This window comes from Bacillus sp. MYb209 (assembly GCF_002975175.1).
GTDB lineage: Bacteria > Bacillota > Bacilli > Bacillales > Bacillaceae_G > Bacillus_A.
Genome location: NZ_PCNZ01000018.1, coordinates 1 through 17,036, shown reverse-complemented (window position 1 = coordinate 17,036; position 17,036 = coordinate 1). Strand labels below are relative to the sequence as shown.

Sequence of the window (17,036 nt, the reverse complement as noted above, 5' to 3'; positions counted from 1 at the left end):
TATAAGTTTTTATAATAAAAACACACTAGGTCGCTATTGGGAATTCTAGTGTGTTTTCGTAATTAATTTACTTTTTTAATAAACCCTTTATAATGACGTTTCACAAGCTGACTTTCAAGCGTCTTCATTGTTTCTAATGCTACACCTACAATGATTAGTAAGCTTGTACCACCGATTTGAGCAGAAGGTGGTAATGTTGCAATTTTCGTGAATACGAGCGGTAATATTGAAATTGCGCCTAAGAAAATGGCACCGATAAATGTTAATCGGTATAAAATTTTTGTAACATATTGTTCAGTTGATTTTCCTGGGCGAATACCAGGAACGTATCCGTTTTGCTTTTTTAAGTTATCAGCCATTTGTTCAGGATTTACTTGAACGAATGCATAGAAATATGTGAAAGCAACGATAAGACCTACATAAAGTGTCATTCCAAATGGATGTGCAAAATCAAGATTCGCAATTATCCATTTAGATACGCTTGAATCAGGGAAGAGCTGCGCAATTGTACGCGGCGTCATTAAAAAGGCAGAAGCAAAGATAACAGGAATTACACCTGCACTATTTACTTTAAGAGGTAAATGAGTATTTTTTGCTCCTTGATATTGATTGTTTCCTGAAACAGCTTTTGCATATTGAATCGGTATTTTTCGAACAGCTTGTTGGATGTAAATAACACCAACAACAATCGCTAAAACAACAAGTCCAATTAAGACAATTTTTATGATGTGCATAAATAATTGATCGCCTGCGTTTTGGAATTGTTGTAAATAAATTTGATTTGCAACATTCGGAATCGCTGCAACAAGTCCTGCGAAGATAATCATTGAGATTCCATTACCAACGCCGTTAGCGGTGATTTGTTCACCTAACCAAAGTAAAAATGCAGTACCAGCAGTTAATACTGTCGCAATAAATAAGTATGTAGTCCAGCTTGGATCCGTTATTAATTGTCCGCCTGCTATATTATTAAAGCCATAAGACATCCCAATGGCTTGTATGAATGCGAGAATGATTGTAAAGTATCGAGTAAATTGAGCTGATTTCTTGCGGCCCATTTCTCCTTGCTTTGCCCATTCTGTAAATTTAGGTACAACGTCCATTTGTAGTAATTGTACAATGATAGAAGCTGTAATATATGGTGTGATACCTACAGCAAAGATTGAGAAGTGTTGCAGTGCTCCTCCGCCAAATACGTTCAGCATGCCTAAAACGTTGGCTTGATCTTGTACTTTTAATACCTCTGCGTTAGTATGAGGTACTGGAATAAACGTGCCAATTCGAAAAACAATTAACATCGCTAATGTAAATAGAATTTTATTTCTTATCTCAGCTACTCTCATAAAGTTTGAAATCGTACGAAACATCATGTCGCCTCCTGTATTTTTATCAGTTCAATAAAACCGATTATTATATCCCGATGAATAAACCACAAACCTCCTTCCGCATTAAATTCATTTGACAAATGGAATTTCATACATTTTGTAGTTTTCACGGATATATAAATACATGAGTTTTATAAGCGATAGATTATCTTCGTATTCCTTCAATACCCATAATATAACTAATAAATAAAGAAATGTACATACATATGCATGTGAATTAGAAGAAAAGAGTGACTTTTTACATTTTTTTAACGTTGAATTTGTCAAAGGAATTGGTGAAGATAAAATGTTTGATATTTTCTATTGTGCAAATACAGATGAATTAAACATGACTTCTAATTTCAAGGAATTGAAATCAGCATGTATACGAGTGGCAACTAATAAATATGGGAGAATACAACTGAAGTTCAAGCAGTTCAAAAGGCATTTGATACAGCAAAAATTAAGTAAGTTAGAAATATAATTCTTATTCATATATTAATACGTTACAAAAAACAGCTAATATCATATTAAGATATTAGCTGTTTTTTGTAACGTAGCAAGGCATTAGTGAAAATAAACTTATTAAGCAATATTCACGCTGTCTATCTTCAATAAGTTGCGACAAATATATAAGATTTAAAGTATATAAAAACAGAAAATTAATAATATATTGACCTCTTAATAGTAAGTGCTATAAAATGAAAGCGATAACAAGCGATTGCTTTAAAATGATTTCCCTGATCTTTTAGTATTTACAAATATAATAAGGTATAAACAAATCTATTTTTTTAACCTTTAATGCAAACGTTTTCGTATTGAAAAGATCATTGAAATACATACGTAAGAATAGCCAATATGGAGGTGAAGTAAAAGAGATTCCCAGATTAAATTAAACCGTGTTTCGTAGTATGAGCATAATAAATTGTTCGTAATATTTAAAGAAAGGGTGTATGTGGTGCAAATTACAAAAAAAATAATTAACAAATCGTTTTTATTACTTACCATAATCGTTATGTTATCATCTGTTTTTTCTTTTCAGAGTGTGAAGGCAGTTTCAAATTCGAAAATAACCGAAATTATCATTCATTACAAAGAGAAGTCTGGAAATACAAAAGACTGGAATCTTTGGATATGGGGTGAGAATTCGAATGGTAAATCGTATGATTTTACTGGAGAAGATGAGTTTGGGAAATATGTTAAGGTGAAATTAGAAGGTGACTATAATCGCGTAGGATTTATAGTTCGTACGAATGAATGGGAAAAAGATGGTGGGGATCGCTGGATTGAAAATATAAAGGACGGTCGTGCTGAAGTGTGGATTCTTTCGGGTGATGAAAAAGTATACAATTCTAAACCTTCCTCTAACCTGTCTATTCAGAAGGCTACCATTGATAGTTTTAATGAAATTATTGTAACTACCAATGTCCCATTCAATATTAAGGAACAGAAAATTGAAATTGAAGGCGTTAAAATTAAGGGAATTAGTCCTTATGATACAAATGGTGGAGATATTACTAATAAGGTTAAAATAATTACGGAACAGAAACTTGATTTAAAACAAACATACAAAATTAAAATGGAAAATTACGTTGAAGCTAATACTGAAATTGGAAAAGTAATTCGTAGCGAGGAATTTGATAATTTATTTTATTATGGTGGTAATGATTTAGGAAATATATATACCCCACGAGAAACAAAGTTCCGTGTATGGGCTCCTACTGCGAGTGAGGCAAAGTTGGTTACATATAAAAAATGGAATGATGAAAAAGGTACTGAAATAGACATGGAACAAGGTGAAAAAGGAACTTGGATAGCAGAACTTAAAGGAAACCAAAAGGGGCTCTTTTATACATATAAGGTGAAAATCGGTGATAAGTGGACTGAGGCGGTTGATCCGTATGTGCGTGCTGCTTCTGTAAATGGGGATAAAGGTGTAGTCGTTGATTTAAAAGAAACAAATCCGAAAAATTGGAAAGTACACAAAAAACCGAAGTTCAAAAGCCCGGAAGATGCTATTATTTATGAATTGCATGTACGCGATTTTTCCATTCAACCTGAAAGTGGTATTAAGCATAAAGGGAAATATTTAGGGGCAACAGAAAAAGGAACAAAAGGACCTGAAGGTGTAAAAACAGGACTTGATCATATTAAAGATCTTGGTGTTACTCACGTCCAGTTTTTACCGATATTTGATTATGCTTCAGTAAATGAAGAGACTTTAAATGAACCACAATATAACTGGGGATATGACCCGAAAAATTTCAATGTCCCAGAGGGCTCATATTCTACAAATCCATATGAGCCGACAGTTCGAATAACTGAATTAAAACAAATGATTCAAACACTGCATGATAATAATCTTCGTGTTGTGATGGATGTAGTATATAACCATATGTATAACGCTGCTGAATCTAATTTTCATAAGTTAGTTCCAGGTTATTATTATCGTTACAATGAAGACGGAACACTTGCAAATGGAACTGGAGTAGGAAATGATACCGCTTCAGAACGAAAAATGATGAGGAAATTTATGGTGGATTCCGTCACATACTGGGCAAAAGAATACAATTTAGATGGGTTCCGTTTTGATTTAATGGGTATTCATGATTTTGAAACGATGAATGAGATACGTAAAGGTATTAATCAAATTGATCCTTCTATTATTCTGCATGGAGAAGGCTGGGATTTAAATACGCCTCTTGCAGCTGAGTTGAAAGCAAATCAAAAAAATGCAGAGAAAATGAAAGGGATTGCTCATTTTAACGATAATATACGTGATGGATTGAAAGGCAGTGTATTTGAGGATAAAGATAATGGTTTTGTAAATGGAAAGCAAAACATGGAGGACCGTATTAAAAAAGGTATTACGGCAGGTATTGACTACGATACAAATTCGGCTACCTATCAAGATCCGGAGCAGGTGCTAACTTATGTGGAAGCACATGACAATCATACATTATGGGATAAACTTGAGTTGACTAATCCAGGTGAAAGCGAAGAAGTGCGAAAACAAATGCACAAATTGTCTTCTTCGATTTTATTAACATCACAAGGTATTCCATTTTTACATGCAGGACAAGAGTTTATGCGCACAAAATATGGTGATCATAACAGTTACAAATCTCCTGATTCAATTAACCAGATGGACTGGTTGCGCCGTGCAGCATTTAATAATGAAGTAGATTATATGAAGGGCTTAATAGATTTACGCAAAAAGTACTCAGCTTTTCGAATGACATCTGCAGAGCAAATTAAAAAACATGTATCTTTTATTGATGCGCCCAAAAATGTTGTAGCTTATGCAATAGATGGAAAGGACAATGGGAATAATAGCGAATACTTTATGGTGGCTCACAATGCAAATAGAGAAGCCGTTGACATAACGCTTCCATCGAAAGGTCCTTGGAAAGTACTAGTAGACGGTAAGCAGGCGGGAAGTAAAACACTTTATGTAGTCCATGAAAATAAAATTAAGGTTCCTGCATTAAGTTCATTTGTTTTAAAATCAGAAAAGCCGATTAAATAAAAGCAAATAATGTGAAAGTATATACTGAATTGAGCAAATTGAATAAGGATTGCAAATGTAAAAAGCGAAGTGAAGGTTGTTTTCACTTCGCTTTTAAAGTTAATGTAATATAATTTCACATACTGTAATTATATTACAATTTAATAAGGGAAATAAACAAGAGATTATTGCTATTGTAACAGTAGGGGGAGAAAATATCTTTGCATTTATTTATAAAATTATCTGAAATACATTCTTAATTTATATAATTTTTATTATACATTCGAACATTTAACGAGCTAGATGTTCGAGTTGTATTAATTCCTACAAATCGTTTAAAAAATAGCAAAGGCGTAAAAGTATATGGAATTAAAATAGAGAAAAGGCACCTTAAATGGTGTCTTTTCTCTATTTTAAATACGATATGTTAGTAACTCACTTGTATGTAATAGTATGTTACATTTTTACACTAACTTCTAAAGAAAAATTTTAAATTCTTTTCTTAATCTATATGTAATAAATCTCATTAGAAAATTTTATCGCTATAACAATTAAAACTTTCTCAATATTATTTTGTTTAATAACTATATCCATCTGCTTTCCAATCCATTACAATAATTTCACATTGTAAATACACGAATATTCTCAATGTTCTAAATGGTTTATACCTTATAGGATTACTATGGGAAAGGATGTGAAATATCTAATTAAAAATCATTTTTTATGATGAAATAAAAAATTTTAATGAAGAAAAAGTTATTTCATTATTCTCAGGCTTCGTTGAAATACATGTATTTATAATCACTATGAGACAAGGGGCGGAATCTAAAAATTATTTTTTGTAGATTAGAAAACTGTATTTTAAAAATAAGTTAAACGTTTATGGAGGGTTATATGAGCGAGCAAATTTATTACTGGTCTCCTATTAAGCATTGGGAGAAGTTGCATAATGAAGTTTTGATAGGGGAAACGAGATTTACAGGCGTTCTGTCTGAGTGGTTTCCTGAGTTTTATTTTTTAACTCAAAAAGGTGTGAAAATTAGTGAACTAGTAGAGCGCTTTTCGTTAGGAAATGTAGAAGAGACACAAAAAACAATAGAGCTTATGATAAAAAATCGTGTGTTAGTAAGTAACATATTACACTCAAGAGAAGTATTTTCCACACAAGAAAAGATTTTTCCGAATCCATATAGCAACCAGATTCGCTTTTCTAAAGAAGATTTAGATAAGTATATGAGTGAACAATTGAATCGAACACACCATGCTGTGCGGTCAACCGAAATTCAACTTGAAACAACAAATGAGCTACCCGCTATAATCAAGGAGCGTAGGTCTTGTCGCCAATTTGATATGAAAAAACATATTAGTTTTTTAGAATTTTCCCAATTCATATCAACTCTAAAACAGGTTGGGGAAGAAAAAATATACTATCATTACGCAAGTGCAGGCGGCCTCTACCCTATTGATATCTTTGTTTATATAAAACCAAAACGTATAGAAGGTATGAAAGCTGGTTTTTATTATTATAACCCATCAAAAAATAGTCTTGTGGTTGTAAACAATATTGATCAAGTAATCAAAAGTGATCATGAGTTAATTAACCAGGATTTATTTACTCAGTCTGCCTTTTCAGTTTATTTAGTCTATAATGCTAACGCTTCCATCCCGAAATACGGTTCAGATGGATATTTATTTGCTTGTATTGAGTCAGGCATCATCACTGCTACTTTAAATATGGTGGCTGAGACATTAAATTTAGGAGTTTGTTCGGTTGGTCATATGAAATTCGAGGAGATTGAGCGTTTTTTAAGTTTGGATAACCATCAAGTATTTCTCCATGGAATTGAAGTTGGCTTGAAAATTAACGAATAGATGAAATGAATATTAGGGGGATAAAGATAAAAATGCACATTAAAGATCGAAGTTCGATTCATGAGAATAAAGGGGTAGAGGCGTTTTGGAAGGAGCAATTATCTTCCGAGGTTCTCGATTTTTCTGTATTTAATAGCGGTTACCAACTAAATAAAGAAAATCCTTGCGAGTACGTTCAAGTCATAATGAATGTAGAGTTTAGTAAAAGTATACAAAAAGTAAGTAAGTCTCAAGATGTATTATTATTTAGCTGGTTACAGGCCGCGTTAAGGATTTGTTTGGCACACTATACAGATCAAGAAAGGATTACTATTGGTATTCCTGTAATTGAAAAGAATCTTGAACAAAGCGAGAATCTTAATAAGTTGATTCCTTTAGGAAGTGAAATCCATCCGCATCACAGCTTTAAACAAGTAGTAAATCAGATTGAACAATCGACTTTATTCGGGTATGACAATCAGAGTTATCCACTCTCTGAATTATTAGCGAAACACCATTTAACTCCTTTTCAAATTGTTATTGGGATGGAAGGATTACATAATAAAAATTCGATAGAAAAATACGCAGAGAACAATTTAGCCATATGGATACGAAGAAAATGGAATGAAATACATAATGAATTTGAATTTCAAATTTCTTTCAAGTCTCATTCATTCTCTTCTTTGCAACAGTTTGCAAATTCGTACCTTTATGTTTTAAAGCAAGTGTCAAGAAATTCGAATTTGGCTGTGAAAGATATTTGTATCATTTCAGAAGAAGAGAAAGAGTTGCTAGAAGAATTGAATCAAGGTCAGACGGACATAGAATTGTCTCAATCATTTCAAGATTTGTTTGAAGAACAAGTGTTAAAAACCCCAGATCAAATTGCTGTTGTTTGTAATGATCAATCTTTGACATATAGAGAATTGAATAAGAAAGCAAATCAATTAGCTTCTATTCTTCAAAGTAAAGGTGTATCGAAAGAAAGTATTATTGGGGTTATGGTAGATCGGTCATTAGAAATGATCATTGGCATGATGGGAATTTTAAAAGCAGGAGCAGCGTATTTACCAATCGATCCTAACTATCCAAATGAACGAATTGAATATATGTTACAAGATAGTCAAGCAAAATGTTTACTGAGCAAGCGAACAGAAGTAGAATTGCCGCAATTTGCGGGTGAAGTACTGTATCTTGATGAGGGACATCTCTTCCAAGGTGAAGAAAGTAATTTAGTTCGACAAGGTGAGCCTAATGATTTGGCGTATGTTATTTACACATCAGGATCAACAGGAAATCCAAAAGGCGTAATGGTGGAACAGAAATCTCTTGTCCATTTTTTAAGCGTTATGAGAGAAAAAGTAAAAGATAATCAGTCGTTCTTGTTTCTTGCTAGTGTTTCTTTTGATATTTCCTTGTTAGAAATATGTCTTCCTTTAACGCAAGGTTCGAAAGTAGTCATTGCTACAGAGGACCAGTTTGCAACAAAAGAATTGGCTCATTTGGTCAAAGAACATAAGGTGGAATTATGGGAATCAACCCCATCAAGAATGGAAGTGATTTTGAGTGATTCAGAAGGGGCAAATTTTCTAAAAGATTTAAAGTCTATTTTGTTAGCAGGAGAAGCATTTTCTATAGATTTGGTTGAAAAAATTCGATGTATCAGCGAAGCGACAATTTTAAATATTTATGGTCCTACAGAAACAACCATTTGTGCAACAGTAAAGGATTTGAGCTCTGCCAAAGAAGTTACGATTGGAAATCCCAATCCGAATTATCATTCCTATATATTGAATAAGTATGGTCAATTAAAACCATTTGGAATTCCGGGTGAACTCTGCATTGCTGGCGTGGCGGTAGCGCGAGGGTATCTTGGTAAACCTAAACTGACAGATGAAAAGTTTGTACCGAGTCCTTTTACGGCAGGAGAAATGATGTATCATACGGGTGATCTCGTTCGTTGGTTGCCTAATGGAGAACTTGAATATCTAGGTCGAATGGATCATCAAGTAAAAATTCGGGGGTATCGGATTGAATTAAGAGAAATCGAAACTCAGTTAAGGGAATATCCAGAGATAAACCAAGCTATCGTTGTTGATCAGGTATATGGAAACAGGAAATTATTAGCTGCTTACTATGTATCGGATAATAAGGTCCCTTTTGTTGAGCTTAGAAAATATTTAAGCAATACATTACCTGAGTTTATGATTCCTGAAAAAATGATTCAGGTGGAAGAGATTCCGTTGAATCCAAATGGGAAAGTAGATCGAAAAAGGTTATTGGATATAACGCAAACGGATTATGTATCAATTCCATACGTTGCCCCGCGCAATGAAATTGAACAAAAATTGGTGCACGCATGGGAAAAAGTTATGGAAATTGAGGGAATCGGTATTCATGATAATTTTTTTGCTTTAAAAGGAGAATCGATTAAAGCGCTACAGGTAATTAATTTATTAAGAAAAGATTGTTTGAAAATAAGTACAACAAATTTTTTTAAACATCCTACAATTGCTCAACTTAGTTCTCGTGTAGAGGTAGAGCATAAAGAGAAAAACTTAGAAAATATACCAACTCGTGTTAAAGATTTGTCTAAACCATTTCCTTTAACAGAGGTTCAGACAGCGTATATGTTAGGACGGAACTCACAGTTTGAATTAAGTGGTATTTCACCTCAAACATATTTTGAATATGAAACAAAATTGGATATCAATCGTCTTTCAAAAAGTTTTCAAAAGGTAATTCATCGTCATCCAATGTTGCGAGCTGTAATTTTACCAGAGGGAAAACAGCAAATATTACAAAGCGTTCCTGATTACGAGATTGAAATAGAGAGCCTTATAGATTTAGATGATGAGAAACAAAATGCTCGCTTGCAAGAAGAACGTTCTCGAATGACTAACCATGTATTCCCTTTGGGACAATGGCCTTTGTTTGAATTAAAAGCCTTTCTATTAAAAGAAGACACGTATTTGTTATGTTTTCGATACGATGCTTTATTAATGGACGGAGCAAGCATGAACATTGTTGGACATGATTTGTTTCATTATTATTACAAACCAGAGCAAAGATTAGAATCTCTATCTTTTGATTTTCAAGATTACATGTTTATCTATGATGAAATGGAACAAAGCGAAGAATATAAAACAGCAAAAGATTATTGGACAAGTAAGCTTCCTGACTTTCCGTTTGCGCCTTCTTTGTTGTTAAAAAAGGATCCGGCAGAGATTGCTACTCCTAAATTCCAATCACTTACTAAGATTCTGGACAATGAGAAATGGACAAAGCTACGAAAATTAGCACAAGAGAAAGAAGTAACTCCTTCCGCTCTGCTTTGTACAATATATGGTGATGTGTTGGCATATTGGAGTAATCAACGTCGATTGGCAATTAATTTGACTGTATTTAACCGTTATCCTGTTCATGAAGAAGTAGAACAAATTGTGGGAGATTTCACTTCACTCATCTTGTTGGATGTTGATGTGAATCCAGATCAATCTTTCTTTACTAGAGTAAAACAAACGCAATCTACTTTATTAGATGGCCTTGAACATCGGCATTACGATGGAGTTAACTTTATTCGAGATTTTACTCGATATCACCAAATGACCCCAAAAGCAGTCATGCCAATTGTTTTCACCTCGATGCTAGCAGGTGCGGGTGCTTTTGCTTGGGAGCAGCTTGGTTCACTTCGTCATATTCATGCACGGACACCACAAGTGTATTTGGATAATGTGGTAATTGAAAAAAATGGAGAGTTATTAATTAGCTGGAACTATGTAGAAGAATTGTTTGATGTTGATGTGATAGAAGCAATGTTTTCCCAATTTGTTGACTTATTGGACCAATTGGTGAAACAAAGTGACATAACATCTTTGCAGATGAAAGAATCAGACCATGCTTTAATTGAGCAATACAATGAGACAACAGAAAAAATACCGTCGACTACTTTATATCAATTATTTACAGACCAAGTAAAACGTACACCGGATGAAGTAGCAGTGGTATTTGAACAAGATTGGTTAACATACTCGGAGCTTCATAAGCGCTCCAATCAAGTTGCGCACTTCTTAAAAGAACAAGGAATTGGTCTAGGTGACAAAGTTGGTCTTTTAGCACAAAGACGAGTTGAGACAATTGCTAATATGATAGGTATTTTAAAAGCAGGTGCCGCGTATGTACCGATTGATCCTGACCATCCTTTAGATCGCCAAACATATATTTTAGAAAATAGCTCATGCAAACTTTTATTAGAAGCTAGTCTTTATGAAGAAAGCCATTTGTCATTATATACAACAGAAGATATGCCTGCCATTGCTGGTCCGGAAGATCTTGCCTATATAATCTACACTTCAGGAAGTACTGGAAAACCGAAAGGAGTAATTATTACTCATCAAGCGGTTGCAAATACCATTCAAGATATTAATCAAAAATATCAGGTAAATGAAGATGATCGTATTATTGGTATCTCTTCTATGTGTTTTGACCTATCTGTATACGATATTTTCGGAACGTTAAGCACAGGTGCAATGTTGGTAATGATTCGTGATCCAAGAGACATGCAAGAATTAATCCGTACCGTCGAACGTAGAGGAATTACAATTTGGAATACAGTACCTGCAATCATGGATTTGGCATTGGAGCAAGTAGGTTCTCATTTTGAACATTCTTCCTTGCGTTTAGTTTTACATAGTGGAGATTGGATTCCACTTTCTTTACCAGAAAAAATAAAACGACATTTTCCGATTGCAGAAGTAGTTTCACTAGGAGGAGCAACAGAAGCATCAATATGGTCAATTTATTATCCAGTCAAACAGGTGGAATCACATTGGAACAGTATTCCATATGGGATGCCTTTGGCAAATCAAACGTATTATGTGTTGAACTATGAAAAGAAAATGTGCCCTGTTGGTGTAATTGGTGATTTATATATTGGAGGAGTGGGCCTTGCAAAAGGATATTTAAATGATGAACAGAAAACGAATGAAGCATTTGTGTCACATCCGGATTTTGGTCTTATTTACAAGACAGGAGACTGTGGCAAAATGCATCCTGAGGGATATATTGAATTTTTAGGACGCCAAGATTATCAAGTCAAAATTCAAGGATATCGAGTAGAGTTAGAAGAAATCGCCCATTGTCTTCTCACTTACAAACAAGTCGAACATGCTGTGGTGATTGATCAAACAGATGAGAATGGTATAAAATTTTTAGTCGCATATGTGGTAACTGAGCAAAATATTAGTACAACAGAACTACGAAAACATTTGCGAGACCACTTGCCAGATTACATGATTCCTTCTTATTTTGTTTATTTGGAACAACTGCCCTTGACTCAAAACGGGAAATTAGATAGAAAAGTGCTCCCTGCTCCAGAGAAACAAAAGAATGAAGTATTTATTGCTCCAAAAACTGAAATGGAAAAAATATTAACTAGTGTATGGCAAGAAGTACTCAAAGTAGAGCGAATTGGAGTAAATGATCATTTCTTTGCCTTAGGTGGAGATTCGATAAAAGCGATTCAAGTTTCCGTCAGACTGTATAGACAAGGATTTGAGCTAGAGCCAAAAAATCTATTTTCATTTCCTGTATTAGGAGACATGGTTCAATTTGTTAAAAAGCTAGATCATCTTTCAAGTTCACAAACAAGTGATGTAAACAAAATGAACGATAATAAAGCTACATTACTAAATGTTAAAGATAAACAACTTAATCAACATACACTTACCAAAATACAAGAAAAAATGCCGGATATAAAAATAGAACGTATTTACCCATTGGCACCTTTCCAGGAAGTTATTTATGAACATGCTGCGACTGAACCTGATACAAATGCATATTTTGAACAAATAATTTGGACACTTGAGGGGGAGCTGGATATTAATCTCTTTATTCAGTGTTTCCAACAATTAGTTGATCGTCATGATTCCTTAAGAACGATAATTGTGCAGGATGAACAAGCACAACCTTGGCAAGCTGTTCTACATGATGTTCAAATGATTTCAGAGATAAAAAGCTTGATTCAGATGACGAAACAAGAGCAGCAAGAATTCCTAGACCAGTGGATGAATGAAAATTTAAGTCAAGGATTCAAAAATGATGAACTCATGAACCGTCTCTGTATATTCCAACTAGGTAATAACGAGCATAAGGTGGTTTGGAGTTCCCATCATCTATTATGTGATGGTTGGAGCGTCAGTATTTTGATAGACGAATTATTCCATCTCTATGAAACAATAGATGCGGGAACTACGGCGAAGTTACCTATGGTAAAACCTTTTGAAACATTCATAGATTGGACTTTAGCACAAGATCATGAGAAAGCACGTCATTTTTGGCGGGATTATTTATCAGGATACAATCGAAAAATTAGTATTCCTAAAAAGAAAGTACCAACTCAAAGTGAAGGGTTAAACTTCACATTTATGGATTTAACATTAGATAAGGGTTTGACTAATCAGTTACGGACATTTGTAAATAAAAACAATATAACCATGAATACGGCATTACTAGTAGTATGGGGAATATTACTTGGCAAATACAACGGAATGAGAGAAGTAGTATTACCTAATCTAGTATCAGTTAGACCTCCCGAAGTAGAAGGGATTGAAAATATGTTCGGTCTGTTCACAAATGTTTTACCTATTCGACTAGCATGGACAGAAACGCAATCTTTTGTGGACTTCCTGCAAAAAGTACAACTAGAAACATTGAAATGTAATGAGTATGCATACTATTCATATGTTGAGATACAAAAACAAAGTGAATTAAAAAATCAGTTGACCGATCATCTTTGGGTTTTTGAAAACTACCCAACTAACCAAGCTATCTTTTCTACAAAAGAAAATAGAAATTTTGCCATCACAGATTACCAAGTTGTTGATGAGCCGCATGTAAAGCATGGAATTATGTGCTTCCCTGAAGAGAAACTTACAATAAAGTTTGGATATGATCAAACCGTATATGAAGCGGAGAAAATACAGGAAATATTGAATCACATCCATCAGTTAATCAACATGATTCTTCAAAATCCAACACAGGCAATTGGTGATTACAAATTATAAAAAATGAAAAGGCGAGCAAGAACTCGCCTTTTTAACTAGAATAGGGGTAAACCAAATGACGAAAAACTTGCAGTTATCAGCCGACGAGATGCGTCAGTTAGGATATCAAGCGGTTGATTTGATTGTTGACCATATGAATCATTTAAAAAGTAAACCAGTATCGGAAACGATTGATAGTACTATTTTTAAAGACAAGCTAATTGAAACGATTCCAGAAAACGGCTCCAATCCGAAAGAGTTACTAGATTTTCTTAATAGCAATGTGTTTAATCAAATTACTCATGTGGATCATCCTCATTTTATGGCTTTCGTGCCAGGCCCTAATAATTATGTTGGCGTAGTAGCAGATTTTTTAGCAAGTGGATTTAATGTATTTCCTACAGCTTGGATAGTAGGTGCTGGTGCTGAACAAATCGAATTAACGACAATTAACTGGTTAAAATCAATGCTAGGATTCCCTGATTCAGCTGAAGGGATATTTGTAAGTGGAGGTTCCATGGCTAATTTGACTGCACTTACTGTAGCGAGACAAGTCAAGCTGAATAATGACATAGAAAATGCAGTTGTGTATTTCTCTAACCAAACTCATTTTTCTGTAGATCGAGCACTTAAAGTATTAGGGTTTAAACATCATCAAATTTGCCGAATTGAAACAGATGAAGATTTAAGAATTTCAGTTAGTACTTTAAAAAAGCAAATAAAAGAAGATCGATTAAAAGGGAAAAAACCATTCTGTGTTATTGCTAATGCAGGGACAACGAATTGCGGAGCGGTTGATTCCCTCAATGAATTGGCTGATCTCTGTAGTGATGAAGATGTATGGCTGCACGCGGACGGGGCTTATGGGGCTGCAGCAATTCTCAGTGAAAAAGGAAGGGGGGTGTTAAGCGGAATACATCGTGCCGATTCTTTGACGTTAGACCCGCACAAATGGCTTTTTCAGCCTTATGATGTTGGTTGTGTACTTATTCGAAATAGCCAATATTTAAGTAAAACGTTCCGTATGATCCCAGAGTATATTAAGGATACGGAAACTAATATAGAAGAGAAAGTGAATTTTGGGGAGCGTGGAATTGAACTTTCTCGTAGATTTAGGGCATTAAAAGTATGGCTTTCTTTTAAAGTATTTGGAGTCACAGCTTTTCGCGAGGCAATTGATCATGGCATTATGTTGGCTGAACAAGTTGAAGAGTTTTTAAGGAAAGAAAAAGATTGGGAAGTGGTAACACCTGCCCAGTTAGGAATTGTTACTTTTCGTTATATTCCTTGTGAGCTAACATCTACAGATACAATTCATGAAATAAACAAAAAACTGGTGGAAGAAATTAATCAAAGAGGATTTGCTATGCTAAGTACGACTAAATTAAAAGAAAAAGTAGTAATTCGACTTTGCTCTATCAACCCGAGGACAACAATAGAAGAAATACTTCAAATCATGATGAACATAAAAGCATTGGCAGAGGAAATAAACACATCGTCTAAACATCTTATATCTGTTTCTCAGTCTTAATATATCGGGTTTGAGCAATTTAAAGTCATTTTTTAGGTAAACTTTTCATATGAATAGCCGATTCTTATTTAGAATCGGCTATTCTGTTTGAAAGGCAAAAACACTCACAAACAGTACACATTTGTGAGTGTTTCTCTTGTGAAAAGATTAAACTTCTATCTTAGCGATTTTTTCAAAACAAGTCTTTACTGCTTGTACCATTTCATTCACAGCGTAAATAGATACATCCGCATTTGGATTTAATCCTTCAAACCAGTGATAGGCCTTAGGATATAAATGAAATTCGACATCAACACCAGCTTGTGCTAGTTTGCTTACATAGGTTAATGTTTCACTGCGGAATGGATCTAATTGACCAACGAATGTGTAGGTATATGGTAAATTACTATAATCCTCTGCTCGAGAAGGGGCTGCATAGGCAGGTATTTGATCCGTTCCATACATTTCTCCTAAATACATTTTCCAGCCAGCTTCATTTGTCTTTTGATTCCAAACAAATCCTTCTTTAATTTCATTCGTCGAAGGTGTATTATTTCGGTCATCAATCATTGGATAGAGTGGCATTTGGAAACAAATTGAAGGGTATTTTCGATCTCGGGCTAATAATGACAGTGCTGCTGTTAGTCCACCACCAGCGCTCGCTCCGGCAACACCAATTCGATTCGAATCAATTTTTAATGACTTTGCATTATCAGCAATCCATTTTAAAGCTGAATAACAATCCTCCATTGGTGCTGGATAAGGATGTTCAGGAGCTAAGCGGTAGTCTACAGATACGACCACACAGCCAGCTTCTTTTGCAAACCTCATACAAGTATCATCGTTATCATCTATAGACCCTAAGATATAACCACCACCATGTATCCATAATAAGACAGGTAAAGATTCATGATTTGATTTTGGACGATAAATTCTTAATGGTAACGGATTAGCATCTGGTCCAACAATGACTTCATCTGTTAACGAAAGGGATTCATCAACAACGGTAGGTGGTCTCATTTGAGCTATTCCTTCTCTGATTGCTTGCAAGTTCTCTGGGCGTAAATCAAGATCTGGAAACATTTCTAACCCTTGTAATAACTCTGGATTTACTCTTGTTTTCATTTTAGCACCTCTATTTGTAATTGTTTTCAAATAAATGAAGTGTATTCTAAGTAGTTTAATTGTGAAAAAACATCACAAATAAATTGTAAATTGGATATGTTATGATAGTCAACAGAATATTCGGAAATTAAAACCTTTCTCAAGAAGGAGTTTCATGCAAATAGTAATACAAGTGTAATTTAGGAGAACAGTGTTTTCATGTCTTCGTATTTATTTACATTTAGTTTTCCAATTGAACCAAGTGATGAACTGTTCATGATATATTGCAAGTGATACCTGTTCGAATTTATGCTCGGGTAGGATTAACACATTTGTATTCCTTAAAAGAATTTTGGTATATAATTCAGAGAAATACTCATGCGCAGGCATTAATATAAGAGTACAGTACAAATTAAAATAACTGTTAAAAAAGAAATTCCTCTTATTTGGCTAGAAAAGGAGTAGAATCTTTTTTCCTTTTCTAGACTCATGAAGAAGTATGAAAATCAGAATTTATAATTCCAAAGCCAGCTTAAAGTGATTGCAATAATTATTTTGGATAGTAATCTTAAAAAAATAAACAAAAAGAGAAGAACTCACCTAATCTGTACCCTTTGTAAAGGACATTTTGAAAAAAGTTAGGCAACATCAAGAAG

General features: G+C 34.2%; 6 protein-coding genes and 1 pseudogene. 5 read left to right on the top strand and 2 right to left on the bottom strand.

The features are described 5' to 3' along the window. Positions 1–62 precede the first annotated feature (62 nt). Entirely contained in the window at positions 63–1,367 is a 1,305-nt protein-coding gene (gene secY / locus CQZ94_RS21365) for a preprotein translocase subunit SecY (RefSeq protein ID WP_105586980.1), read from the bottom strand. Between the two features lie 280 nt (positions 1,368–1,647). On the opposite strand from secY, the pseudogene CQZ94_RS21360 reads away from it, so the two are divergent. The 5 genes and pseudogenes from CQZ94_RS21360 to CQZ94_RS21340 all read left to right on the top strand — a co-directional run. Next, positions 1,648–1,835, top strand: a pseudogene (locus tag CQZ94_RS21360) (M4 family metallopeptidase); the annotation flags it as partial. Positions 1,836–2,322: 487 nt separating this feature from the next. Continuing rightward, the gene (gene pulA, locus CQZ94_RS21355; protein ID WP_142395894.1) at positions 2,323–4,893 is read left to right on the top strand and encodes a type I pullulanase; all 2,571 of its coding nucleotides are present in this window, start codon (positions 2,323–2,325) and stop codon (positions 4,891–4,893) included. 873 nt (positions 4,894–5,766) lie between these two features. Further along, on the top strand, positions 5,767–6,744 hold the full coding sequence (locus tag CQZ94_RS21350; RefSeq protein WP_142395893.1) for a SagB/ThcOx family dehydrogenase: 978 nt from the start codon (positions 5,767–5,769) through the stop codon (positions 6,742–6,744). Between the two features lie 32 nt (positions 6,745–6,776). Then, positions 6,777–13,787, top strand: a complete 7,011-nt coding sequence (locus tag CQZ94_RS21345) for a non-ribosomal peptide synthetase (RefSeq protein WP_142395892.1) — start codon at positions 6,777–6,779, stop codon at positions 13,785–13,787. A 55-nt stretch (positions 13,788–13,842) separates the two neighbouring features. Next, positions 13,843–15,297: a pyridoxal phosphate-dependent decarboxylase family protein gene (locus tag CQZ94_RS21340; RefSeq protein WP_105586976.1), complete on the top strand. Its 1,455-nt coding sequence runs from the start codon at positions 13,843–13,845 to the stop codon at positions 15,295–15,297. 147 nt (positions 15,298–15,444) lie between these two features. Here the strand turns inward: CQZ94_RS21340 and CQZ94_RS21335 are convergent, their stop codons facing one another. Beyond that, positions 15,445–16,401: an alpha/beta hydrolase gene (locus tag CQZ94_RS21335; RefSeq protein WP_105586975.1), complete on the bottom strand. Its 957-nt coding sequence runs from the start codon at positions 16,399–16,401 to the stop codon at positions 15,445–15,447. Between the last annotated feature and the right edge of the window lie 635 nt (positions 16,402–17,036).